A 23,486-nucleotide genomic window follows, 5' to 3' on the forward strand; every position below is an offset into this window, starting at 1 on the left:
TTCCTCATTTCGCTGTCATCCACTGATTGACAACACTAAGTGAATCGTGTGCCGTAAGGTCAACCTGCAACGGTGTAATTGATACAATATGATGATCAACCGCATAAAAATCAGTGCCTACACCAGCATCTTGTCGTGCCCCTGGCGGCCCTAGCCAAAATATTTCGTGACCACGGGGGTCTGTCGCAGGAATCATCGACTCTGCTCGGTGACGCGCACCTAAGCGAGTCACTTCCCACCCCTGTAAGGCATCGTAAGTGCAGTCAGGCACATTTATATTCAATAACCGCTTGTCGGGTACTGGGCATTGCTGCATGCGTTTAATGATATCGCAGGTCACTCGCGCAGCGGTATCAAAGTGAGTATTCCCAACCAGTGAAACCGCCAAGGAGGGTACGCCAAGAAAATGTCCTTCGGTCGCTGCCGCCACGGTACCAGAATACAACACATCATCGCCAAGGTTGGCACCATGATTGATTCCGGCTACCACTAAATCAGGGGTAAAGTCTAACCATGCATTAAGGGCAAAATGGACACAATCCGTTGGTGTACCTTGCACGGCCACACGCTTATTATCGTAACGCTGAACACGCAATGGCGACTCTAAGGTTAATGAGTTAGACGCCCCACTGCGGTTACGATCCGGCGCGGCCATGTAGACCTCACCGAATTGCAATAGCGCCTCAGCCAACGTATTGATACCCTGCGCCCGTATGCCATCATCATTGCTGATTAAGATTCGCATGTAGGCTCATTATCCTTAAGTACAATCAATTCACGCAACACGGTGGTTGCAAAGCAGCCCGCTGGCAAAGTAAACGATAACGTTAGTTGCTGCTCTTCTAACTGCCAGTTCATCGCTTGAGGATGTAACATTAATGCTCGACGATCATGACGCATACGGTTGTCACGGATCACTTTCAGCAGCAAAGGCTCATGGTCAAGCACGGCTTGCTCAAATTCAGCGGCATCGGCTTGGGTTGGTAGTGCATTATCACCCGTTAATGGACCAGAAATCTGCGCGATACCATTATCTACATCCAACTGATTGTCTTTATTAACAACAACATATTGCGCATTGTCCGTGTAATATAAGCTATCACCATCAAGCACCTGCTCAATTAGCCCCTGCTCAATACGTTGCGACAACACCATGTTAAACAACCAACTGCGTGCCGCTGATAGATAAAAGCTACGTTTACTCTTATCTCTAACTCGGAACTCATCATTTCCCCACGCTCTAGCGCGAGTAACATTATTACCCTGACGACCAAAACGTTGCGAACCAAAATAGTTTGGCACCCCTTTTTGTGCTATCAGTGCCAATCTCTCTTCTAATTGCTCAAACTCCGACAGCTCAGTAACGACCAACTCAAATTGGTTGGCAAGTAAATCACCTGGACGCAATTTTTTATCGTGTCGTGCCGTTGCTAATATTTCAACCCCGGGATGTGTTGCAACAAATTCGCTCAGATCCGGATCCGGCTGCCCTGGCAAGTGAACACTTAACCACTGCTCTGTTACTGCGTGGCGGTCCTTAAGCCCTGCCCAACTCACATCACGCGATTTAACACCACATGCTTTCGCGAGTTCGTTCACCACATATTTGGTGTTTTCGCCTCGCTTGCGCACATGAACCATAAAGTGCTCACCTTGGCCAGAGAATTCAAATCCCAGCACTTCTTTAACAATAAAGTGCTCTGGTACGGCTTTCATTATTCCAGACGCTTGTGGCTTACCATGTAGGTAAGTAAATGGTGTTAAAATATCGCTCATTGTGCAACCTTAGTGATCACTACTACCGCTTCACAAGCAATGCCTTCCTTTCTGCCTGTAAAGCCTAATTTCTCTGTCGTTGTCGCCTTGACGTTGACGTTATCTCTTTCTGTCGCTAAATCGATAGCAATCGTACTGCACATCGCTTCAATATATGGGGCCATTTTAGGCGTCTGGGCCATGATGGTGACATCAAGATTGCCCAACTGATAGCCCTTTTCAAGCACACGTGCATAGACATCGCGTAATAACGTACGACTATCTGCACCTTTCCACTTATCATCTGTATCAGGAAAATGTCGCCCAATATCGCCTTCAGCTATCGCTCCCAACAACGCATCACAAACCGCATGCAATACCACATCACCATCAGAGTGTGCGACCAAACCTTGAGGGTAATCAATGCTGACTCCTCCCATAACTATCGGTCCTGAGCCGCCAAACCTATGCACATCAAAACCGTGTCCAATGCGAATCATGATCTCTCCTTTGCACGTTGTTGAAGGTAAAAATCCGCCAATGCCAAATCTTCAGGCTGAGTAATTTTAATATTATCTGAACGTCCCCTAACAAGCATCGGCGCTAAACCACAGTGTTCCATCGCTGATGCTTCATCGGTAATATTTACCCCTTGTTGCATCGCTTGCTGCAGGGCTATCTTCAGCGATTCAGTACGAAACATTTGCGGGGTCAACGCATGCCAAAGGTGCTCACGGCAAACAGTATGCTCTATCACACCATTTTCAGCCGCTCGTTTCATGGTATCGCGCACAGGCGATGCCAGTATTGCCCCATTTGGGTGCTGTTGTGCCTGCACGATTAAATTATCAATATCACTTAGACTAACACACGGACGCGCAGCATCATGCACCATTACCCACTCTTCCGTAATGCTGGCTAGCCCTGCCATGACAGAATTGACGCGTTCCGCGCCTCCAGTAACCGTTGAGACCTGACTGTGGGAAGCTAAAGGCAGCTGATTAAAATAGATATCATCTTTGCCTAGTACGACCACCACGCGATCAATAGCAGGGTGAGACAATAATAACGCGACAGTATGTTCTAAGATGGTTTGCTGATTTAACAAAAGGTATTGCTTTGGCTTGTCTGCCGCCATACGCTTACCCACACCAGCAGCAGGAATAATCGCGGCTATATGTTGTTTATTCGGAATCAATGTTCTTACCTGTCATCTAACGTGAGTTATTGCTCTGCATCGATAATGCGGAAAAAGGTTTCATCTTTTTGAATCATACCTAGCTCATTACGCGCACGTTCTTCTATGGCTTCTACGCCACGATTGAGATCACCGATTTCGGCATACATTTGCGCATTGCGCTGCTCTAACTCTAAATTAGCAGCCCGCTGCACCACAACATAATCACGCACAGCAAAATAGTCTAACAGTCCGTTTTTTCCAACCCAGAGTGTCCACTGTAAATAAGCTAAAACGGTCAATAACGTCAAGGTAAGTAGTCGCATAACTGCCTTCCAGCATCAGCATAATTTGCCTGAATAATCCCATATTAGTAAGAGTTAGGCTACCACCATGAAAGAAAAAGTATACGGACTCCGGTTATATTCATCGATAAATTGCAACCATAAAAAAGCCGCCCCAATTGGGGCGGCTTTTTATCAGGTTAATTCAGTGAAGAATTATTGACCTTTTACTTCTTTAAGACCGTTGTAAGGCGCTTTAGAACCTAGAGCTTCTTCGATACGGATAAGTTGGTTGTACTTAGCAACACGGTCAGAACGGCTCATAGAACCAGTCTTGATTTGGCCTGCAGCTGTACCTACCGCTAGATCAGCGATAGTTGCATCTTCAGTTTCGCCAGAACGGTGAGAGATAACCGCTGTGTAACCAGCATCTTTAGCCATCTTGATTGCAGCTAGAGTCTCAGTTAGAGAACCGATTTGGTTGAACTTGATAAGGATAGAGTTAGCTACGCCTTTCTCGATACCTTCAGCAAGGATCTTAGTGTTTGTAACGAATAGATCGTCACCTACTAGTTGAAGCTTGTCACCTAGTAGTTCAGTTTGGTGCTTGAAGCCAGCCCAATCAGACTCGTCCAGACCGTCTTCGATAGAAACGATTGGGTACTGGTTAGCAAGGTCTTGTAGGTAGAAGTTGAACTCTTCAGAAGAGAAGATTTTACCTTCGCCTTTCATGTTGTAGTTGCCAGCTTCTTTGTCGTAGAACTCAGATGCAGCACAGTCCATAGCAAGAGTAACGTCTTTACCTAGAACGTAACCTGCAGCTTCAACAGCTTCTTTGATTGCAGCTAGTGCAGCAGCGTTTGACTCAAGGTTAGGAGCAAAACCACCTTCATCACCAACTGCAGTGCTTAGGCCTTTCGCCTTAAGTACTTTAGCTAGGTTGTGGAATACTTCAGCACCGATACGTAGGCCTTCTTTAAGAGTTTTCGCGCCAACTGGCTGAATCATGAACTCTTGAATGTCAACGTTGTTATCAGCGTGCTCGCCACCATTGATGATGTTCATCATTGGTAGAGGCATAGAGAATACACCAGCAGTGCCGTTTAGCTCAGCAATGTGCTCATAAAGAGGCATGCCTTTCGCAGCAGCAGCAGCTTTAGCATTCGCTAGAGATACCGCTAGGATTGCGTTAGCACCGAACTGAGATTTGTTCTCAGTTCCATCTAGGTCGATCATGATTTGGTCGATGTCAGCTTGCGCTTTTGCATCTTTACCAACTAGTGCTTCAGCGATTGGGCCATTTACAGCGTCAACAGCTTTAAGAACACCTTTACCTAGGAAACGTGCTTTGTCGCCGTCACGTAGTTCTAGCGCTTCACGAGAACCAGTTGATGCACCTGAAGGAGCAGCTGCCATACCTACGAAACCACCTTCTAGGTGTACTTCTGCTTCAACAGTTGGGTTACCACGTGAATCAATGATTTCACGACCTAGAACTTTAACGATCTTAGACATTAGTCTTTCCTCTTGCTTTATTAACTTAAAAAGCGAATCAAAACCGCAGCCTCCATGGCTGCAGCCCTTCCATTTGTATATTAACCCAGCTCACCGCGCTGGTTAGCCCCAGCAGCAGCCACAAAACCTTCAAATAACGGATGACCGTCACGAGGTGTTGAGGTGAACTCAGGGTGAAATTGTGCAGCCACAAACCACGGGTGGTTTGGAACTTCAATGATTTCTACTAGTTTCTTATCGGCTGATAGACCTGAAATGCGTAAACCGGCTTTTTTCAGGACTGGCAACAGATTATTATTCACTTCATAGCGATGACGATGACGCTCGTGAATCGTGGCATTGCCATATAACTCACGGGCTTTTGAGCCTTCTTCTAGGTGACATAGCTGAGAGCCAAGTCGCATTGTGCCGCCAAGGTCTGAACTCTCTGTACGCTCTTCGACTTTACCTTCGCCATCAACCCATTCAGTGATAAGACCAACAACAGGATTGGTGGTTTCTGGGTTGAACTCAGATGAGTGCGCATCTTTCAAACCAGCAACGTTACGAGCGAACTCGATAAGCGCAACCTGCATACCTAAACAGATACCAAGGTAAGGAATTTTATTTTCACGCGCATATTGAGCGGTCAAAATCTTACCTTCAACACCACGTCCGCCAAAGCCGCCAGGAACCAAAATAGCATCTAGGCCTTGTAGTACTTCTTCGCCTTTAGACTCTACATCTTGAGAGTCGACATATTTGATCTTCACTGATAAGCGGTTTTTAAGACCCGCATGCTTCAGCGCTTCGTTTACCGACTTATAGGCATCCGGTAACTCAATGTACTTACCAACCATACCAATAACCACTTCTGCGGTAGGGTTAGCTTCTTCGTAAATCACCTGCTCCCACTCAGAAAGATCAGCTTCAGGCGCGGTAATGCCGAAGCGTTGACAAACCAAATCATCAAGCCCTTGCGCTTTAATAAGCTGAGGGATCTTGTAGATTGAATCAACATCTTTCATTGAGATAACTGCTTTTTCCTGAACATTACAGAAAAGAGCAATTTTCTTACGCTCATTGGCTGGAATAGCACGATCACTACGACAAACCAGAATATCTGGTTGGATACCAATTGAAAGTAGCTCTTTCACTGAGTGTTGAGTCGGCTTAGTTTTTACCTCGCCTGCCGCAGCAAGGTAAGGTACCAATGTTAGATGCATGAACATGGCACGCTCGCGACCAAGCTCAACCGCTAGCTGACGAATCGCTTCCATGAACGGTAGTGATTCGATATCACCAACAGTACCACCCACTTCAACGATAGCAACATCATGGCCTTCAGCGCCAGAGATCACGCGATCTTTAATTTCATTGGTAATGTGAGGAATAACCTGAATGGTCGCACCAAGGTAATCACCGCGGCGCTCTTTACGTAAAACTTCAGCATAAATACGGCCTGCCGTGAAGTTATTACGTTTTGTCATTTTGGTGCGGATAAAGCGCTCATAGTGACCTAAGTCTAGGTCAGTCTCTGCACCGTCTTCCGTAACAAATACTTCACCATGTTGAGTCGGGCTCATCGTGCCTGGGTCAACGTTGATATATGGGTCTAGCTTCATCATTGTGACGTTTAAGCCACGTGCTTCAAGAATGGCAGCTAGTGATGCAGCAGCAATACCTTTACCTAGAGAGGATACTACCCCGCCAGTAACAAAAATGTAGTTTGTTGTCATGCTTAACCTGGAAGTTGGTTTAGAGGAATTAAAATGTATCTGGACGGGACGCAATCATACCAGAGCCACTTTATCGCCACAACGTGAAAAGTATCACACTTGTGTGGATTTTTTTTTGTCTCAAATCAATAGCCGTCACACCTGATGTGGAATGCCAACGGCTAACTTTTGTTATCTGCTTCATTTTCCTTCACCTTTCGCCACCAATTATCGAGTGTTTCTAAATCACACTCCACCAACTGCTTCCCTTCTTGTAGCACAGATTTTTCTACTTCGCGAAAGCGACGCTCAAATTTTTTATTGGCGCGGGCTAAAGCAATTTCTGGCTTCACCTTGGCATGGCGGGCTAAGTTGACGACAGAAAACAGTAAATCGCCGATTTCATCTTCAACCCTATCGCTGCTGGGCGATACCTGCGTCACCTCCTCCATCACTTCATCAATCTCTTCGTGCACCTTTTCCACCACTGGGCCTATGCTATCCCAGTCAAAACCGTGCTGAGCGCAACGCTTTTGCAGCTTCTCTGCTCTGAGTAGAGCGGGCATAGCATGGGGAACATTATCCAGTACACTCGATTGTCCTTTTTGCTCTCGCTCTTTAGCTTTCTCTTGCTCCCAATTGGCTTTAATCGCCACTTGATCAGCGAAGTCTACATCTGAAAAAACATGTGGATGGCGACGAATCAGCTTGTCATTTAGCCCCTTTATCACATCATCTAGGTCGAAGTGGTGTTGTTCTTTTCCCAATTGACAATAAAAAATGATCTGAAAAAGTAAGTCGCCGAGCTCTTCTTTTAATTCATCCCAATTACGCTGCTGAATCGCATCGATCACTTCATACACCTCTTCAAGCGTATGCGGGGCAATGGTCTCAAAATCTTGCTGGCGATCCCATGGACAACCTCGCTCTGGATCTCGAAGTGTCTCCATAATGGTCAGCAGTTGATTTAATGGGGTTGAATTCGACATAACTCTTGTCCTAATTAAAAAACGGGAAGCAAAGCTTCCCGTTTGGTTATGATTGTCTTTGAGGCTTTAATGTAAACGCCTCGCTTGAGCGACATCACGCAATGATTCAATGCGCTTTAGTACGCGTGATAGCGTCGCTAAATCGGTCAACTCCAGCTCAAAGTCCATGACCGAGAGCTGCTTTTTCTGATCAATGCGGCTTTTCATACCATTGACTTTAATTTTCTCATTCGCCAAGGTCGAGGTGAGATCTTTTAATAGCCCACTACGCTCATTCGCGAGTACCCGCACAGTGATATTATAGTGACCAGCAAAATTTCCCCACACCGTATCAATAATGCGTTCAGGTGCATGATGACGCAACTCTTCTAACTGCTCACAATCGACACGATGAACTGAAATTCCTCTTCCCTGCGTCACGAAACCACAAATTTCATCACCCGGTATCGGCTGACAACAGCGCGCAAGGTGACTCATTAAATTATCGACTCCTTCAACCACAATGGCATCACGACTCGGCCTTTTGTTTTGTGTGCTCTGTGGCGCTTCCGTCAATTTTTCTAATAGCTGCTGATCTTCTTCTTCTGCCGTGGGTTTATTGACCAGCGCATTGATATGGTTCAACACTTGGTTAATACGCAGGTCGCCACTACCAATGCCTGCAAACAGCTCATCGGTACTGTTTACATTAAAGCGTTTTAGCGCATAGGCCTCTGCGTCTTTTAAGGTTGCGTTGATTTTCCCCAACTCACCCTCAAGAATCTCCCGTCCAGCAGCGACATTTTTATCGCGGTCCTGCTTCCTAAACCAAGCATGCACCTTAGCACGCGCACGACTAGAACGAACAAAACCAAGGTTGGGGTTTAACCAATCTCGCGATGGGTTGGGCTCTTTTTGAGTAATAATCTCAACTTGTTCACCCATCTGCAGTTTGTAGGTAAACGGAACAATTCGCCCTTCTACTTTCGCACCGATACAGCGATGCCCCACTTCCGAGTGAATGTGGTAGGCAAAATCAAGCGGAGTTGCATCTGCTGGCAAGTCAACCACATCTCCTTTCGGCGTAAAAGCATAAACCCGATCATCAAAAACTTGGCTACGTAGCTCTTCAAGCATGTCACCCGAGTCTGACATCTCTTCTTGCCAAACAAGTAGCTTTCTCAGCCATGTAATTTTCTCATCATAAGCTGAGTTCTTGCCGCTAGCGCCTTCTTTATATTTCCAGTGCGCAGCCACGCCAAGCTCCGACTCTTCATGCATCGCTTTGGTTCGGATCTGGATCTCAACCGTTTTGCCACCCGGCCCCAATATTACAGTATGAATAGACTGATAACCGTTTGGCTTAGGGTTAGCAACGTAGTCATCAAACTCTTTGGGAATATGACGATACTTGGTATGAACGATACCTAATGCGGCATAACAGTCTTGGATTTCATCAGCAATAATGCGCACCGCACGTACATCAAACAGTTCATCAAACGCCAAGCTCTTTTTCTGCATTTTGCGCCAGATGCTATAGATATGCTTGGGACGCCCTTGAACATCGGCACCAATATTTGCCGCTTGCATCGACTCGGATAGATCATGGACAAACTCGTCGATATACAACTCACGATCAATACGGCGCTCTGCCAGTTGTTTCGCGATCTGTTTATAGGTTTCTGGGTGCTGATAGCGAAAAGCGTAATCTTCTATCTCCCACTTTAGCTGACCAATACCGAGGCGGTTGGCTAATGGGGCATAAATATTGGCACACTCTTTCGCTACTGTACGTCGTATCGCATTCGGCTCATCTTTCACTTCACGTAGGTGACAAATACGCTCTGCGAGTTTAATAACGACGCAGCGGAAGTCTTCCACCATTGAGAGCAACATACGGCGAATATTATCGACTTGCCCAGATGTTGCAGTGTCGCCAGTCGTGGCGTTCAATTGACCAATGGCCGCCATCTGTTCAACACCTTCAACCATCTCTACGACCGCTTTCGGGTGATTTTCATGCAGTGCATCGTGACTATATAAGCCCATTTCCACGACGGGAAACAGCAGTGCCGAGATCAATGTATTGGTATCCATGTTCAAGGTAACAAGGATCTCGACCATTTCTCGGCCACGCCACAGCACTAAAGGCGCATAGGCAGAATCCCCCAATTGCGCTTCGCACAATTGATAGGTTTCTATCAGCTTCTTCCTAGTCTGCTTATCTTGCTGCAGGCTTCCTACCCACTGCGCCAACACAAATGCGCTGTTTTCCTTTAAGTGTGCACCGCGTATCGCGACCATCTTCCCTTCCCATTATCGCTATCAAGAGCCGTCATGTCATGATGGCTGATTCTACTCTTATTTATCTCATAACTTGGTGAATAACGCCATTGACTCACTGTGCCCTGTATGCGGAAACATATCCATTGCACACAATTTGCTTAACCGGTAGCCATTATCTAGTAACTCTTTACTGTCCCGCGCTAATGTGGCTGGATTACAAGAAACATAAACAATCCGTTGTGGCGCCAAAGAAAGTAAATGCGCCATCACCCCAGCAGCCCCTCCACGAGCAGGATCTAATAGCACTTTATTAAACGCTTTCTGAGCCCATGGCTGAGTATGAATGTCGTCTTCTAAGTTTGCTTGGTAAAACGCAGCGTTGTGGATCTGATTATGTTCTGCATTCTTTTTGGCTCGCGCCACCATATCGTCGACCCCTTCAACGCCGACCACCTCAGCCACTTGACGTGCCAACGGTAAAGAGAAGTTACCAAGACCGCAAAACAGATCCAAGACTCGATCGGATGCTGTCGGTTCTAACCATGCCAACGCACGGGCGACCATAGCGGCATTGACAGTGCGATTAATCTGAATAAAGTCACCCGGAGTAAACCATATCTTCTCTCCTTCGATGGTGTAAAAAGGCTTTTCCCCTTGGCGTTGAACAATTGTCTGCCCATCGACCGATGTAAAGAGCATTAACTGATGGGTTGCCGCAAACGCGTCGAGACGTGCAAGATGATCCGCTTTCAATCCGCTTAAATGACGCAGCATTAAAACCACACCATTATCTGCCTCTACCAACTCGATATGCCCCAGTTGTTTAGGCTGAGTAAAGCTCACCAGCAGTGCTTTTAGCTCTGGCAGTAAAGCCGATAGCGAAGGCATTAGAACGGGACAACGGGCAATATCAATAATGGCTTTACTGCTACGTTGCCGAAAGCCCATTTGCAACTGATGTTGCTTATCAACCCAAAGACTTAATCGACAGCTGCGTCGATAACTCTGATCTTGACTGGATAGCGTCTCAGTTGTCACCGCTTCTACATTTTCCCCTGCGGCACGAGACATTAACTGCACAAGCGCAGATTTTTTATGCTCAACCTGTGCTGAATAGGTCAAATGCTGCAAGTTACAACCACCACAACGCCCGTAATATTGGCAAAATGGTGCTTGTCGTTGAGATGATGCCTGTTGCACCTTGATCAGTTTCGCACGTGCATATTGCCGCTTTTGTTCGGTGATTTGAATTAATGCTTCTTCTCCCGGCAGTACGCCTTCGACAAAAACCGTCTTCCCATCAAGCCCCCCAACACCGGCTCCCTGAGTATCTAAACGGGTGATTTTGATTAATTTATGTCGGGTATCAGCCACTTTTCGTCGCTGTGGTTTAAAAAACTGCGCCATATTACCTTCAAGTGCATTGTTTGAACGAAGATTGATTGTTCAATAGCCTCAGTTAAATTAAGCTAGTGACCATTAAGTGCCAATTCTCCCACAGACAGCTTTTTTTGCAATTTAGAGACGCATGACCAAATACGGACTTCGAACACGGGTGTTCACGTTAACTCTGGCCCCGACCTTAATTATCGGCCTGCTACTCAGCGGCTTTTTCACTGTCAACCGCTATCATGATTTAGAAAAGCAACTCTATGTCACCGGTAACAGTATTATAGAGCCTTTAGCGATCTCGACAGAATTTGGAATGAGCAGTAACAGCCATGAAGCGGTACGCCGTATGATAAGTTACGCCCATCGTAAACATTCTAACATCGTGCGCACGATTGCGGTCTTTGATAGTAATAACGAACTGTTTGTCACTTCCAACTTTCACCGCAACTTTGAAGCACTGATGTTCCCGGCAGATCAGCCGATCCCCGAATTAACCGAGGCAACGTGGCACAACAACACACTGATCTTCAAGACCCCCATTATCACAGAAGGGCGCTTAACTCCTCCGGTCGCGGGCAACAATGGTCATGCCACATTAGGCTATATCGCGCTTGAACTGGATCTCAGCCCTCTTAGATTAGAGCAGTATCAGGTAATGTTTACCGCTTTATTCGTTCTCATGGGCGGTTTATTCTTCTCAGCCATCTTTGCTTACAAATTAACCAAAGAAGTCACTGGCCCTATCTCTGATATGGTGGCGATGGTCGATAGAATCCGTCGCGGCCACCTTGATACCCGAATAGAGGGTCAAATGATCGGTGAGTTGGACACACTAAAAAACGGCATCAATGCGATGGCAATCTCGTTGTCTGACTACCATGGCGAAATGCAGCAAAGTATCGATCAAGCGACCTCAGATCTTCTAGAGACACTGGAACAACTGGAAATCCAAAACGTCGAGCTCGACATTGCTAAAAAACGCGCACAAGAAGCCGCACGCGTTAAATCTGAATTTCTTGCCAATATGTCACATGAATTACGAACACCACTCAATGGCGTGATTGGCTTCACTCGACAAATGCTGAAAACACAGCTCACAACCAGTCAACGAGATTATCTGCTCACCATTGAAAAATCAGCCAATAACCTATTGACGATCATTAATGATATTCTCGACTTCTCGAAACTGGAGGCAGGTAAACTGCTACTCGAGAACATTCCGTTCGACTTTTCTGACGCTTTAGATGAAGTAATGCGCCTACTAGCGCCTAGCGCGCATGAGAAAGGGCTAGAACTAACGCTAAAAGTAGATCATCGTATACCTGCGGGTCTCATTGGCGATCCAATGCGTATCCAACAGATCCTAACCAACCTCATCGGTAACTCGGTCAAATTTACTGAAAAGGGAAATATTGACATTGCCGTTGAATTAAAAGCCGACAAAGACAATAACATCGAGCTTCAATTTATGGTTCGTGATACTGGGATTGGCATTTCTGAGCGTCAGCAAGCGCAATTATTCCAAGCATTTAGCCAAGCTGACGCCAGTATTTCTCGCCGTTACGGAGGCACAGGGCTGGGGCTGGTCATCACACAGAAACTTGTCAGCCAAATGGAAGGCGAAGTTGGCTTCACCAGCCGCCTCCATCAAGGTTCAACATTCTGGTTTTCAATCAAATTAATGAAAACTGAACTGCCTGTTTCGCAACCCATAGATATACTGTCTCTTCGGGGTAAAAAAGTGCTGCTTATCGAGCCGAATATGCAAGCGGCCGCTATTATCCAGCAAAACCTTATCCATGGTGGTCTTCATGTTACCTATCGCTCAACAACACCTGATGCCGTTGAAGCACATGACTTTGCCTTGTACTGCGTCGCGACTGAAACAATTCCAGAGCTGGAGCAATTAGAAACAACACTCACAAAACTGCAACAGTTTGCCCCTCAGATTTTTGTCTCACTACCAACAACGGAATTGGCGCTGTCAGAACACCTATTATCGCGTGGCGTAGGGGGCTGTTTGGCGAAACCTGTTGCTAGCCGCAAGCTATTCGAGCTGCTCATGGATCCAAACACCAGTACCAGCGGTCAAACCATCATGCACCAACAACCGAATAAGGTGGAACCACTGCGTATCATGGCCGTTGATGATAACCCTGCCAACTTAAAATTGATCACGGCACTTCTAAAAGAGCGTGCAGAGCAAGTCGACAGTGCGACGAATGGCCTAAAAGCGCTAGAACAAGCAACACAAAACAAATACGACCTCATCTTTATGGACATTCAAATGCCAGAGATGGATGGTGTAACAGCGTGTAAAGAGATCCGTAAAACCAGCCTCAATGCCACGACACCGATTGTCGCCGTTACAGCGCATGCGATGGCAGGAGAAAGAGAGCGCTTACTGAATGAGGGCATGGATGACTACCTCACGAAACCTATCGAGGAACATATTCTCGAACAGATCTTCGCGAGCTGGATAACATCTCACAATCACAGTGAGCCTGATATTGAATTGCTACCTGCACCAGCGAACGCAGCGTCACCTCTAATCAGTGAGAATGGTAGCATCAACTGGACGCAAGCCTTGCAGCAATCGGCTGGAAAAATTGATTTGGCCGAAGACATGCTGCAAATGTTGCTCGATTATATGCCGGAAGTGGAGCTGCTAGTTAATGAGGCGCTCGATGGCAATGACGTTGATCTGTGGCCACCGATTCATAAGCTACACGGCAGTTGTGCATACTCTGGTGTACCTAAGCTGAAAAAGCTCTGCCATGATATCGAAGCATTGCTAAAACAAGAAACCCCGAATGTGGAAATAGAGCCGGAACTTCTTGAGTTAGTCGACGAAATGGAAAATGTCGTTAAAGCTTCTAGCGAATTTTTGCAAGCAAAAATCTAGGTGACTCGGTCGGGGGGATTAATCTTCGCCAAGACGCGCGATAGATCAACCGGATTAAGTAAACCGGATTAAATAAAAAGGGCTGCATGGAGTCATACAGCCCTTAATCGACGAGTGATGCAACTGGCTTAAGATTCAAACAGCACTGTCGCAACAGCGTACTGCTTTTCATCTGAAATCGTCAGGTGGATGTGTCGCCCACCTAATTGCTCGAATTGAGCAAGGGCCGCGTTATATAACGTAATAGACGGCTTGCCCCTCACATCATTACTCACTTCAAAATCTTGGAAACTAATACCGTTCGCGATTCCCGTTCCGAGGGCCTTTGCCGCGGCCTCTTTGGCTGCAAAACGTTTCGCTAAGTAGCGGTGAGAATGTTTGCGTTGTCGAAAGTGTGCCATCTCATTCGGAGTGAGAATGCGCAATGCAAACGCTTCGCCTAAACGTGACAAACTTCCTTCGACCCGATCAATCTGACAGATATCGGTACCCAATCCCACCACCGCCATTAACGGCGCGCCTCTAGCATCTCCGTGCGCATATCAGCCACCGCTTTCGATAAGCCATCAAAGGCTGCACGGCCAATGATCGAGTGACCAATATTGAGTTCAACTAGCTCAGGTAACGCTGCGATAGGTTTAACATTATGATACGTTAATCCGTGGCCTGCATTTACTTTGATACCTTTGTCATGCGCATACGTAGCTGCCGCAGAGATTTTCTTTAACTCATCTTGTTGTTCAGACTCGGTCTCAGCATCAGCGTAATGGCCAGTGTGCAGCTCAATATACGGCGCACCGCATGCTAGAGCCGCATCAATTTGCTCGCGATCAGGATCGATAAACAGAGAGACTTGAATGCCCGCTGCGCTCAACGTTTCCGTCGCGGCTTTAACACGCTCAAGCTGTCCGACAACATCAAGGCCACCCTCTGTGGTTAGCTCTTCACGCTTTTCTGGCACAAGGCAGACAAACTCAGGTTTTACCTCTAGGGCGATATTAACCATCTCATCCGTCACCGCCATTTCCAAGTTCATTCGGGTCTGTAGCGTTTCACGTAAGATACGCACGTCACGATCGGTAATATGACGCCTGTCCTCACGTAAGTGAACAGTGATCCCATCAGCTCCTGCTCGTTCCGCCACTTCAGCAGCATGAACAGGATCGGGGTACTTGGTCCCTCTGGCATTACGTAAGGTCGCAATATGATCAATATTAACGCCCAAAAGAATTGGATTCATGTTTCACTACTCCTTGACCGGAAATTAAACAGCTCCCGGCTCTTTAATGGTTTTGGTCCCAAATAAGGTTTTAATGCTATACGGGTAAAACGCTTTGCGGCCTGCAACTCATCAGCACTTTCAAACCGACGTGCCGCGATCGCTTTTAACTGCTTCCCCGTAAAAGTTAACTGTCCCTGCAACATTGAAGCGACAAATCCTTGCTGCTCCCGAAAGCGGTATGTCATCTGATCATCCACTTCATTACCACTTCCAGCACAATGAAGGAAATCAATACCATAGCCCAGTTGAACTAACAGTGCCAGCTCAAATCTGCGTAAGGCTGGTTCTGGGTTTTTAGCCTGAGCAAGCTCGCGCAGTGCATTAAGGTAATCGAGAAAAAGGTGAGGATAGGGGGTATGTTGTTCAAGAACTCTTGCTACGAGTTCATTTAAATACAAAGCAGAATAGAGCATAACGCCATTCAGGGGTAAAGATAGCGATAACGTTTCTGCATGGCGTAGCGTTCGCATTCCTGCTTTGCCACTCCATTTCAACAGTAGCGGAGTAAAAGGTTGCAGTGCACCTTTCAGTGCCGAACGTTTGCCACGTGCTCCCTTAGCCATCAAGGTAACACGACCCTGCTCCTCGCTAAAGACATCGAGGATCAGGCTCGTCTCACTGTATGGTCGAGAGTGAAGAACAAAGCAACGCTGTAATCCTTCCATCCGCTATCAGTCGTTAATTACAGGTCATCAATGTAGCCAAGACTACGCAGAGCGCGTTCATCATCAGCCCAACCTGATTTTACTTTAACCCACAACTCGAGGTAAACTTTTCGTTCAAACAGATCTTCCATGTCCAAACGGGCTTCACGACCAATCGTTTTAATTTTATCGCCGCCTTTACCAATCACCATTTTCTTTTGGCCTTTACGTTCAACCAAAATTAAGCCATTGATATGAAAACCATCGGTGTCTGGGTTGTAGTCAAATCGCTCAATCTCTACCGTAATAGAGTAAGGCAGTTCATCCCCCGTGAAACGCATTAGCTTCTCACGAATAATTTCCGATGCCATAAAACGCTGCGAACGATCCGTTACGTACTCTTCAGGGAAGTAGTACTCACCCTCAGGTAAGTGCTCACGTACGATATCTTCAACCGCATCAACCCCAGAGCCGTGCTTAGCTGAAATAGGAACGACTGCTTTAAAGTCCATCTTTTTCGACAGGGCTTCAAGGTGTGGGAAGAGATCATATTTCTCTTTCACATTATCCACCTTGTTCACCAACAGTACGGTTGGCAGCTCTGATTTCTTCAGTTTATTGAGGACCATCTCGTCGTCGTCAGTCCAGATAGTACCGTCAACTAAAAACAGGACTAGCTCAACATCAGTTAATGAACTGCTTGCCGCACGGTTCATCAAACGGTTAATGGTGCGTTTTTCTTCAATGTGTAAACCTGGCGTATCAACGTATACAGCTTGATAGCCATCACGGGTATCAACACCCATAATACGGTGACGTGTCGTTTGTGGTTTACGCGAGGTAATCGATAATTTTTGTCCAACCAAACGGTTGATCAACGTCGATTTACCAACATTTGGTCGTCCAACAATGGCAATAAAGCCGCAATGAGTCTTCTCGGTCATGATCCAAGGCGTCCTAGCGCCAATTCTGCTGCTGCCTGCTCTGCCTTGCGCCGGCTACTGCCTTTTCCTACAACAGGTTTATCCAAACCCATTACTTCACATTGCACGGTAAACTCTTGGTTATGCGCCTCACCTTTCACCTGCGTTACAGTATAAGCAGGTAATGGGGAACGCTTGCCTTGTAGTAGCTCTTGCAAACGTGTTTTCGGGTCTTTCTGGCTAACGCCTGGCTGAATAGAGTCCAATCGAGAACGGTACCAACCCAATATAATTGGTCGCACTGACTCTAGGTCACTATCAAGATAGATCGCACCAATAATCGCTTCTACTGCATCCGCAAGAATAGAATCACGACGGAAACCGCCACTCTTCAGTTCACCCGGCCCCAGCTTCAACACATCGCCAAGTTCAAACTCTCGTCCTAGCTCAGCCAGTGTTTTACCTCGAACCAATGTCGCACGCATACGACTCATATCACCTTCATCCACAGTAGGAAAACGGTGATATAAATCGTCAGCAATAACAAAGCTTAGAATGGAATCTCCTAGAAATTCCAAACGTTCATTGTGCTTACTGTTGGCACTGCGATGTGTCAGCGCCAAATCAAGAAAGCTGCGTTGTGTAAACGCATATCCGAGCTTACGCTCTAGTTTATTAATTAGAGATGTCATTGTCTCTCAGTTACTTAATGCCACCGATGCGGTTAAAACGCACACCAGTAGGGATCCAAGATGGCAGTACACTATCGGCACCACGATCAAATTCAAAACTGATCCAGATTGCTACCGCTTTTCCAACAAGGTTCTGCTCGGGAACAAATCCCCAGTAGCGACTATCTGCACTGTTATCTCGGTTATCCCCCATAACAAAGTAGTGCCCTTCCGGCACGACCCAGTCACCACGCCCCGGGTTTGGCTGATAAGCCATGACACGATCACGTTTGATAGGATTAACCAAAATTTGATGCTCGAAGTCTTCTGCCAGTTGCTCGTTAAACTGCACCAGACGCGTACGTCCCTCAACAAACTCACTGTCGACCATCTCACTTAAAACAACTCGCTGACAAGTTGTCGTGCCTTGAGGCTGAACACAGAGCTGTTTATTGGGGCTATATCGCACTCTATCCCCAGGAAGAGCGATGACACGCTTAATATAGTCAATATTCGGTTGTGGCGGGTATTTAAACACCGCCACATCACCGCGTTCTGGCTCCCCTGTTTCAATAAACTTATGTCGAAAAACAGGATCACGAAGTCCATAAGAGAACTTCTCAACCAAAATAAAGTCACCAACCAATAACGTAGGCATCATCGAGCCTGACGGGATCTGAAACGGTTCGTAAATAAAAGACCGCAGCACTAAAACAAACGCAATCACTGGGAATGTCGAACTCGCATTCTCAACCCAACTTGGCTGCGTCGCAATAGATGCCGCGGCTTTGGCATCAATTTCTCCTCCTGCTGCCTCGACTGCAGCTTGAACCTTCAATTGACGGCGTGGCGCCCAAACAAATTTGTCTAGTGCCCAAATCACTCCAGTTCCCAATGTGAGAAGAACCAGCAGCAAGGAAAACATGTTTGCCATTTACTATCTATCCCTAATTTATTTGTCTTTACCTACATGCAAAATCGCCAAAAACGCTTCTTGAGGCAGTTCGACATTGCCGACCTGCTTCATGCGTTTCTTACCTTCTTTCTGCTTCTGCAACAGCTTTTTCTTACGACTTACGTCACCGCCATAACATTTTGCGATAACGTTCTTACGTAACTGTTTCACCGTTGAGCGAGCAATAATATGGTTACCGATTGCTGCCTGAATGGCGATATCAAACATCTGGCGTGGGATAAACTCTTTCATTTTCTCTACTAGCAATCGACCACGTGACTGTGAATGATCTTTGTGAGTAATGATAGCGAGAGCATCAACACGCTCACCATTTAATAGAATATCCACACGTACCATGTCTGACTCTTGGTAGTTATGGAAGTTGTAATCTAGTGATGCATAACCACGCGAAGTCGACTTCAAACGGTCAAAGAAGTCCAAGACCACTTCAGCCATTGGAATATCATAGGTCAACGCCACTTGGTTACCGTGATAAACCATATCCACCTGTGTACCACGTTTCTCAACACACAAGGTAATAACATTCCCCAAGTACTCACTTGGAACAAGAATATGACAGCGAGCAATTGGTTCGCCAATCATTTCAATATCGTTCACCGCTGGCAATTTAGCCGGGCTATCGACATATAACACGCTACCATCGGTCTTTTTCACTTCGTACACCACGGTTGGTGCCGTTGTAATCAAGTCAAGGTCGTATTCACGCTCCAAACGCTCTTGGATGATCTCCATATGCAACATGCCAAGGAAACCACAACGGAAACCAAAGCCTAGTGCTGCCGAGCTCTCTGGCTCATAAAATAGTGATGCATCGTTTAGGCTCAGTTTACCCAGCGCGTCACGAAAATCTTCATAGTCATCCGAAGAGACAGGGAACAGACCGGCATAAACCTGCGGTTTCACTTTCTGGAAACCAGGTAGTGCCGTCTCGCTTCCGCCTTTAGCATGGGTGATGGTATCACCTACGGGTGCGCCAGTGATGTCTTTAAGACCACACACAACCCACCCTACTTCACCGGTATTCAACTCTTGAGTATCAAGCTGCTTCGGGGTAAAGATACCTAAGCGATCCACGCTAACGTTCTGCCCGGTACTCATTACTTTGATCTTATCGTTCTTCTTCAACTTACCATTTTTGATACGAACAAGAGAGACAACCCCCAAGTAGTTATCGAACCAAGAGTCAATAATCAACGCTTGCAACGGTGCATCAGGATCCCCTTCAGGGGCTGGAATAGACCTTACAATGTTCTCTAAGACATCATCAACACCCAAGCCCGTCTTTGCAGAGCAGCGTGTTGCTTCAAGGGCATCGATACCGACAATCTCTTCAATCTCTTCAGCGACGCGCTCTGGATCCGCTGCTGGCAGGTCAATCTTGTTAAGGATTGGCACGACTTCCAAGTCCATCTCAATGGCGGTATAGCAGTTAGCAAGCGTTTGAGCTTCAACCCCTTGACCGGCATCAACCACTAGCAGTGCGCCTTCACACGCCGCCAATGAACGTGACACTTCATAAGCGAAATCCACGTGTCCTGGTGTATCGATAAAGTTTAATTGGTAGGTTTCACCATCTTTGGCTTTATAGTCGAGCGTCACGCTCTGTGCCTTGATAGTAATACCGCGTTCACGTTCAAGATCCATAGAATCTAGAACCTGGGCAGCCATTTCGCGCTCGGAAAGGCCACCACAAACTTGAATCAAACGATCAGAAAGGGTGGATTTACCGTGGTCGATATGGGCAATAATCGAAAAGTTACGAATGTGCTTCATGAGTGGCGTGACTAGCTCGTTTAATAAATCAGGATCAATAAGAGCGGGATTCTACCGAATTTCCCCGCTACTCGCTATCTTGTTGTGTGGCATTTATCATCATGTTAGCAGACAACGGCTCTCCAAACACGCGAAGTACGCGTGGTTGATAGTCTGAATCAGCTTCTAAACGCTGCGAATATTGCTTAACCCCAAGAAAAGTTAAGCCAAAAAATAAACCCGCAACCATGATCGTTCCCCCTTCATGCATACTGGTATTTGGGGAAAACCACCATTGCCCGAGTACTGCACCTAGTAGCATTGCTACCAGCGGGAGTAGATATATCAGCACAGCAGAACGCACTACAGTCTGTTCAGGTAAGCCGATTTCTATCCATTGTCCCACGCTAAGTGTTTCGTCTGTCACTATACGAATATGGTGCTGTTTAGCTGGCATCGCAGTGCTAACTATGCCCGAGCCACAGGTATCACGGCTTCCACAGTGACCACAGCTACTTTTTTGCTCACAGCTTACGGTAACGCAACCGGATTCAACAGCTACTACTGTTGCGAGTGATGTCATCATAGTGAAACCCTCTATAATACTTCCGTCGCATTATATACTGTGCCATCGAGAATATGGCGCTTATTACTTAAATAACAACAAAGGGCCTATCAGGCCCTTGGTTGTTATCGAATAACGCCCTAAAAACTAGGGATGTTTATCTTGCTGCATGAAGAAGACAGAATCTGCAATCAATTTCGCCGTAGACGGCGGAATGTCACCCACCACGGAGATCTCGAAGCCACTACTCGCATGACTATGCAATGTACGCCGCCCCTGCCGAACTAATTGCTCGCGAAGTGTAAAATTATCCGCTTTGGCCACGTAGACAGAAAAACTAAACAATCCATCTGAATAGAGTTGGCTATCCACTTGACGCTGAGAACCAATCATACGCTGTTTGTTACCGGTTACGGCTTCAAACCCGTGCGGCATCCAGCCCACCTGCCAGCTTAATGCAGTGGCAGGCCGTGCAGAGACCATGGGTACGACTGGCGGCAATTCAACCTCGTCCAGCCCTTCGAGCAAATCGATAATACGTGGATTGACAACATACGACACAACACGTAATTGCTCAATTGACTCACCATCACGATCCAGCAAGTCCGCTCGCATAACCAAACTGCTGTTTTCATCTAACCACAACAAATAGGAGTAACGTTGACCATCTTTCGGCGCGACTCGCACCACATTACAGATGACTCCCGCCTCACGCGCTCGTCCCATCGGAATAAAGTCATAGCTGGTCCCTAAACCATCAAGGTTAGTTAACATCAATGGTGGCAGCGCCGCGACCATACGTTGGCTACCGATAGTAAAAGGTTCAAAGCCCGGCTCAAAATAACTGACTTGATCGCCGCGTTGAATCACCTCTTTAGATGGACCGCTCAAGTGCACTAGATGAGCATAAGTTCGCCCATTTTCACTCAAGGCATGGCGCAAGCGCACAGGCTCGATGCTATTTTGCCGAATGACGACATAAGAGAGTTCGTAGTTAAGCTCGTGACTCGCACGGCCTAACGCCGCAATCAGGGCGTCGGCTGACACCTCTGTTTTTGCGAGTACATCAGCCTGGACTGAGACCGTGGAATTGTCTGTACTGTTCGCTTGCACAACCGGCTCTTCTGCACTTTGCACCAAAGAGGAAAATAAGGTAGCACTTGCCAGCACCCCCCCATAAAACGCATTGCGCAATGACCAATTCAAGGTAGTTGACGTGTACTTAATGGTCACTCCGTTGCCTGTACCTGTTGTTCTAAACGACTACGATCCACCGTTCCGTCTTCTGCATTTAGACGCAATTGCAACTCGTAATCTTGTAGCATGGCATTGATACGACGGCGCTGTTCCACTAACTGGGCTTCACTTGGGACCTGCTGTGAAACCGTTTGAGGACGAGTTGAAAGGCTAACTGGTTGCACGGTTCCTGCAAATGGTACTGTTTCTAATACAGAAACAGCCTCTGATGACGTTAACATTGTGTCATCTTGAGCACCATTATATTGCTGCACACCGACAATCGCGACTAGCGACACGCAAGCAGCCGTCGCGACTTGCCCGAGGTTGCGTAACCACGCTGGTAATGTTTTTCTCACTTGCTCAGGCTTAGGCTGTGATTCGATAGGCTCGACATTATCAGCCTTCTGCATATGTGCTGGCTCGTCGTCTAAAGCCCGTGCGATCTGAGCAGAAATATCCCAGTCAACTGACTGTGGCGCATCACCACGCATCACATCACCAATCAAGTGGTAGTTCTGCCAGTGCGCGGCACTATCGCCATCCTCTGCTAAGGCGTCGAGCAAGATCTCATCTTGTAACTCACCATCTACTAAGGCTGACAACATTTCCTGTTTTTTCAGGAATGCTTGCTCTGTCACGTTGTCTTTATTTGACATGAAACTTCGGCTCCAATTATTCACCGCACCGCTAATGGTGCAATAAAGGTTTGATCTGCTTTTCGACCGCTTCCCGTGCTCGGAAGATACGCGACCTTACCGTTCCCACAGGGCAATCCATTACTGTTGCGATTTCTTCGTAACTTAATCCATCAAGTTCGCGCAAAGTTATTGCAGTTTTCAAATCATCAGGCAGATTGTCGATCGTGTTAAATACCACCTGCTTTATCTCTTCTGACAACATCTGGTTCTCAGGGTTCGATATTTCTTTCAATGCGCTGCCATTCTCGTAATATTCCGCATCCTCAGCATCAATATCTGATGCAGGTGGACGTCGACTTTGAGCGACCAAATAGTTTTTTGCCGTATTGACCGCAATACGGTACAACCATGTATAAAAAGCACTTTCCCCACGAAATCCAGGTAAAGCGCGATAAGCTTTTATAAATGCCTCTTGGGCCACATCTGGAACATCGCCGCTGTTACTTACATAACGCGCGACTAAATTACAAACTTTGTTTTGATACTTCTGAACCAACAGATTAAACGCTTGTTTATCACCTTGTTGGACTCTCTCTATCAATACTTTATCAGTTAAATGCTCGCCCATTCGAGCGGGTACTCCTATTGTTATATTCTCATCCGGATGCCAGCGCTTATGCTACAACAACTCGGGCACACAGTGAGTCCTACATAGGACACGCAACTAAAACCTAAGTTCCCAAAAACGAGAATTAAAGAACAAATTTTCATCAAACAGCCGTAAAGCATAGCATTACCACCGTTCTATCATGTTAAC

At 46.6% G+C, this 23,486-nt stretch carries 22 protein-coding genes; 1 reads left to right on the forward strand and 21 read right to left on the reverse strand.

Features of this window, described 5'->3' with window-relative positions:
* Nucleotides 1-4 precede the first annotated feature (4 nt).
* The 10 genes from surE to rlmD all read right to left on the reverse strand — a co-directional run bounded on the left by surE (nt 5) and on the right by rlmD (nt 11,089).
* On the reverse strand, nt 5-745 hold the full coding sequence (gene surE, locus ACKLNH_RS04050; RefSeq protein WP_413110959.1) for a 5'/3'-nucleotidase SurE: 741 nt from the start codon (nt 743-745) through the stop codon (nt 5-7).
* On the reverse strand, nt 733-1,776 hold the full coding sequence (truD, locus tag ACKLNH_RS04055) for a tRNA pseudouridine(13) synthase TruD (protein WP_413110960.1): 1,044 nt from the start codon (nt 1,774-1,776) through the stop codon (nt 733-735). The genes surE and truD overlap by 13 nt, the downstream gene beginning before the upstream one ends.
* Entirely contained in the window at nt 1,773-2,255 is a 483-nt protein-coding gene (gene ispF / locus ACKLNH_RS04060) for a 2-C-methyl-D-erythritol 2,4-cyclodiphosphate synthase (RefSeq protein ID WP_413110961.1), read from the reverse strand. The genes truD and ispF overlap by 4 nt, the downstream gene beginning before the upstream one ends.
* Nucleotides 2,252-2,953, reverse strand: coding sequence for a 2-C-methyl-D-erythritol 4-phosphate cytidylyltransferase (ispD, locus tag ACKLNH_RS04065; RefSeq protein ID WP_413110962.1), 702 nt, complete (start codon nt 2,951-2,953; stop codon nt 2,252-2,254). Before ispD ends, ispF begins: the two co-directional genes overlap by 4 nt.
* Before the next feature lie 26 nt (nt 2,954-2,979).
* On the reverse strand, nt 2,980-3,258 hold the full coding sequence (gene ftsB / locus ACKLNH_RS04070; RefSeq protein WP_413110963.1) for a cell division protein FtsB: 279 nt from the start codon (nt 3,256-3,258) through the stop codon (nt 2,980-2,982).
* A gap of 174 nt (nt 3,259-3,432) precedes the next feature.
* A complete protein-coding gene (gene eno, locus ACKLNH_RS04075; protein ID WP_413110964.1) occupies nt 3,433-4,731 on the reverse strand; it encodes a phosphopyruvate hydratase in 1,299 nt (432 codons plus the stop codon).
* Between the two features lie 80 nt (nt 4,732-4,811).
* Complete coding sequence (pyrG, locus tag ACKLNH_RS04080) at nt 4,812-6,449, reverse strand: CTP synthase (protein ID WP_413110965.1); 1,638 nt, start codon at nt 6,447-6,449, stop codon at nt 4,812-4,814.
* Between the two features lie 161 nt (nt 6,450-6,610).
* Nucleotides 6,611-7,417: a nucleoside triphosphate pyrophosphohydrolase gene (mazG, locus tag ACKLNH_RS04085; protein ID WP_413110966.1), complete on the reverse strand. Its 807-nt coding sequence runs from the start codon at nt 7,415-7,417 to the stop codon at nt 6,611-6,613.
* Between the two features lie 66 nt (nt 7,418-7,483).
* Complete coding sequence (gene relA / locus ACKLNH_RS04090) at nt 7,484-9,700, reverse strand: GTP diphosphokinase (protein WP_413110967.1); 2,217 nt, start codon at nt 9,698-9,700, stop codon at nt 7,484-7,486.
* A 66-nt stretch (nt 9,701-9,766) separates the two neighbouring features.
* The gene (gene rlmD, locus ACKLNH_RS04095) at nt 9,767-11,089 is read right to left on the reverse strand and encodes a 23S rRNA (uracil(1939)-C(5))-methyltransferase RlmD (RefSeq protein ID WP_413110968.1); all 1,323 of its coding nucleotides are present in this window, start codon (nt 11,087-11,089) and stop codon (nt 9,767-9,769) included.
* 121 nt (nt 11,090-11,210) lie between these two features.
* Between rlmD and barA the strand changes: the two genes are divergently transcribed.
* Nucleotides 11,211-13,979, forward strand: coding sequence for a two-component sensor histidine kinase BarA (gene barA, locus ACKLNH_RS04100; RefSeq protein WP_413110969.1), 2,769 nt, complete (start codon nt 11,211-11,213; stop codon nt 13,977-13,979).
* Nucleotides 13,980-14,107: 128 nt separating this feature from the next.
* Here the strand turns inward: barA and acpS are convergent, their stop codons facing one another.
* From acpS to rpoE, 11 genes are all read right to left on the reverse strand, one after another.
* Nucleotides 14,108-14,488 (reverse strand): holo-ACP synthase, encoded by a 381-nt coding sequence (acpS, locus tag ACKLNH_RS04105; RefSeq protein WP_413110970.1) that lies wholly within the window; start codon nt 14,486-14,488, stop codon nt 14,108-14,110.
* Nucleotides 14,488-15,219, reverse strand: coding sequence for a pyridoxine 5'-phosphate synthase (gene pdxJ / locus ACKLNH_RS04110; RefSeq protein ID WP_413110971.1), 732 nt, complete (start codon nt 15,217-15,219; stop codon nt 14,488-14,490). Before pdxJ ends, acpS begins: the two co-directional genes overlap by 1 nt.
* Nucleotides 15,216-15,926 (reverse strand): DNA repair protein RecO, encoded by a 711-nt coding sequence (gene recO, locus ACKLNH_RS04115; RefSeq protein WP_413110972.1) that lies wholly within the window; start codon nt 15,924-15,926, stop codon nt 15,216-15,218. The genes pdxJ and recO overlap by 4 nt, the downstream gene beginning before the upstream one ends.
* 17 nt (nt 15,927-15,943) lie before the next feature.
* Nucleotides 15,944-16,849 (reverse strand): GTPase Era, encoded by a 906-nt coding sequence (gene era, locus ACKLNH_RS04120; RefSeq protein ID WP_413110973.1) that lies wholly within the window; start codon nt 16,847-16,849, stop codon nt 15,944-15,946.
* Nucleotides 16,846-17,520: a ribonuclease III gene (gene rnc / locus ACKLNH_RS04125; protein ID WP_413110974.1), complete on the reverse strand. Its 675-nt coding sequence runs from the start codon at nt 17,518-17,520 to the stop codon at nt 16,846-16,848. The genes era and rnc overlap by 4 nt, the downstream gene beginning before the upstream one ends.
* A gap of 10 nt (nt 17,521-17,530) precedes the next feature.
* Nucleotides 17,531-18,433 carry a signal peptidase I gene (gene lepB / locus ACKLNH_RS04130; protein WP_413110975.1) on the reverse strand — a complete coding sequence of 301 codons (903 nt, stop codon included), beginning with the start codon at nt 18,431-18,433 and terminating at the stop codon, nt 17,531-17,533.
* Nucleotides 18,434-18,451: 18 nt separating this feature from the next.
* Nucleotides 18,452-20,248, reverse strand: coding sequence for a translation elongation factor 4 (gene lepA, locus ACKLNH_RS04135; RefSeq protein WP_413110976.1), 1,797 nt, complete (start codon nt 20,246-20,248; stop codon nt 18,452-18,454).
* 67 nt (nt 20,249-20,315) lie between these two features.
* Nucleotides 20,316-20,813 (reverse strand): SoxR reducing system RseC family protein, encoded by a 498-nt coding sequence (locus ACKLNH_RS04140; protein ID WP_413110977.1) that lies wholly within the window; start codon nt 20,811-20,813, stop codon nt 20,316-20,318.
* A 126-nt stretch (nt 20,814-20,939) separates the two neighbouring features.
* A complete protein-coding gene (gene rseB / locus ACKLNH_RS04145) occupies nt 20,940-22,025 on the reverse strand; it encodes a sigma-E factor regulatory protein RseB (protein WP_413110978.1) in 1,086 nt (361 codons plus the stop codon).
* A complete protein-coding gene (locus ACKLNH_RS04150; protein WP_413111260.1) occupies nt 22,022-22,651 on the reverse strand; it encodes an RseA family anti-sigma factor in 630 nt (209 codons plus the stop codon). Before ACKLNH_RS04150 ends, rseB begins: the two co-directional genes overlap by 4 nt.
* A 67-nt stretch (nt 22,652-22,718) precedes the next feature.
* Nucleotides 22,719-23,297, reverse strand: coding sequence for an RNA polymerase sigma factor RpoE (gene rpoE / locus ACKLNH_RS04155; protein ID WP_413110979.1), 579 nt, complete (start codon nt 23,295-23,297; stop codon nt 22,719-22,721).
* Between the last annotated feature and the right edge of the window lie 189 nt (nt 23,298-23,486).

It is taken from the genome of Thaumasiovibrio clandestinus (genome assembly GCF_047250365.1).
Taxonomy (GTDB): domain Bacteria; phylum Pseudomonadota; class Gammaproteobacteria; order Enterobacterales; family Vibrionaceae; genus Thaumasiovibrio.

Excerpts from the sequence above, each read along its gene's own strand:
- surE (WP_413110959.1), bottom strand. The coding sequence starts at position 745 with ATGCGAATCTTAATCAGCAATGATGATGGCATACGGGCGCAGGGTATC.
- truD (WP_413110960.1), bottom strand. The coding sequence starts at position 1,776 with ATGAGCGATATTTTAACACCATTTACTTACCTACATGGTAAGCCACAA.
- ispF (WP_413110961.1), bottom strand. The coding sequence starts at position 2,255 with ATGATTCGCATTGGACACGGTTTTGATGTGCATAGGTTTGGCGGCTCA.
- ftsB (WP_413110963.1), bottom strand. The coding sequence starts at position 3,258 with ATGCGACTACTTACCTTGACGTTATTGACCGTTTTAGCTTATTTACAG.
- eno (WP_413110964.1), bottom strand. The coding sequence starts at position 4,731 with ATGTCTAAGATCGTTAAAGTTCTAGGTCGTGAAATCATTGATTCACGT.
- pyrG (WP_413110965.1), bottom strand. The coding sequence starts at position 6,449 with ATGACAACAAACTACATTTTTGTTACTGGCGGGGTAGTATCCTCTCTA.
- mazG (WP_413110966.1), bottom strand. The coding sequence starts at position 7,417 with ATGTCGAATTCAACCCCATTAAATCAACTGCTGACCATTATGGAGACA.
- relA (WP_413110967.1), bottom strand. The coding sequence starts at position 9,700 with ATGGTCGCGATACGCGGTGCACACTTAAAGGAAAACAGCGCATTTGTG.
- rlmD (WP_413110968.1), bottom strand. The coding sequence starts at position 11,089 with ATGGCGCAGTTTTTTAAACCACAGCGACGAAAAGTGGCTGATACCCGA.
- barA (WP_413110969.1), top strand. The coding sequence starts at position 11,211 with ATGACCAAATACGGACTTCGAACACGGGTGTTCACGTTAACTCTGGCC.
- acpS (WP_413110970.1), bottom strand. The coding sequence starts at position 14,488 with ATGGCGGTGGTGGGATTGGGTACCGATATCTGTCAGATTGATCGGGTC.
- pdxJ (WP_413110971.1), bottom strand. The coding sequence starts at position 15,219 with ATGAATCCAATTCTTTTGGGCGTTAATATTGATCATATTGCGACCTTA.
- recO (WP_413110972.1), bottom strand. The coding sequence starts at position 15,926 with ATGGAAGGATTACAGCGTTGCTTTGTTCTTCACTCTCGACCATACAGT.
- era (WP_413110973.1), bottom strand. The coding sequence starts at position 16,849 with ATGACCGAGAAGACTCATTGCGGCTTTATTGCCATTGTTGGACGACCA.
- rnc (WP_413110974.1), bottom strand. The coding sequence starts at position 17,520 with ATGACATCTCTAATTAATAAACTAGAGCGTAAGCTCGGATATGCGTTT.
- lepB (WP_413110975.1), bottom strand. The coding sequence starts at position 18,433 with ATGGCAAACATGTTTTCCTTGCTGCTGGTTCTTCTCACATTGGGAACT.
- lepA (WP_413110976.1), bottom strand. The coding sequence starts at position 20,248 with ATGAAGCACATTCGTAACTTTTCGATTATTGCCCATATCGACCACGGT.
- ACKLNH_RS04140 (WP_413110977.1), bottom strand. The coding sequence starts at position 20,813 with ATGATGACATCACTCGCAACAGTAGTAGCTGTTGAATCCGGTTGCGTT.
- rpoE (WP_413110979.1), bottom strand. The coding sequence starts at position 23,297 with ATGGGCGAGCATTTAACTGATAAAGTATTGATAGAGAGAGTCCAACAA.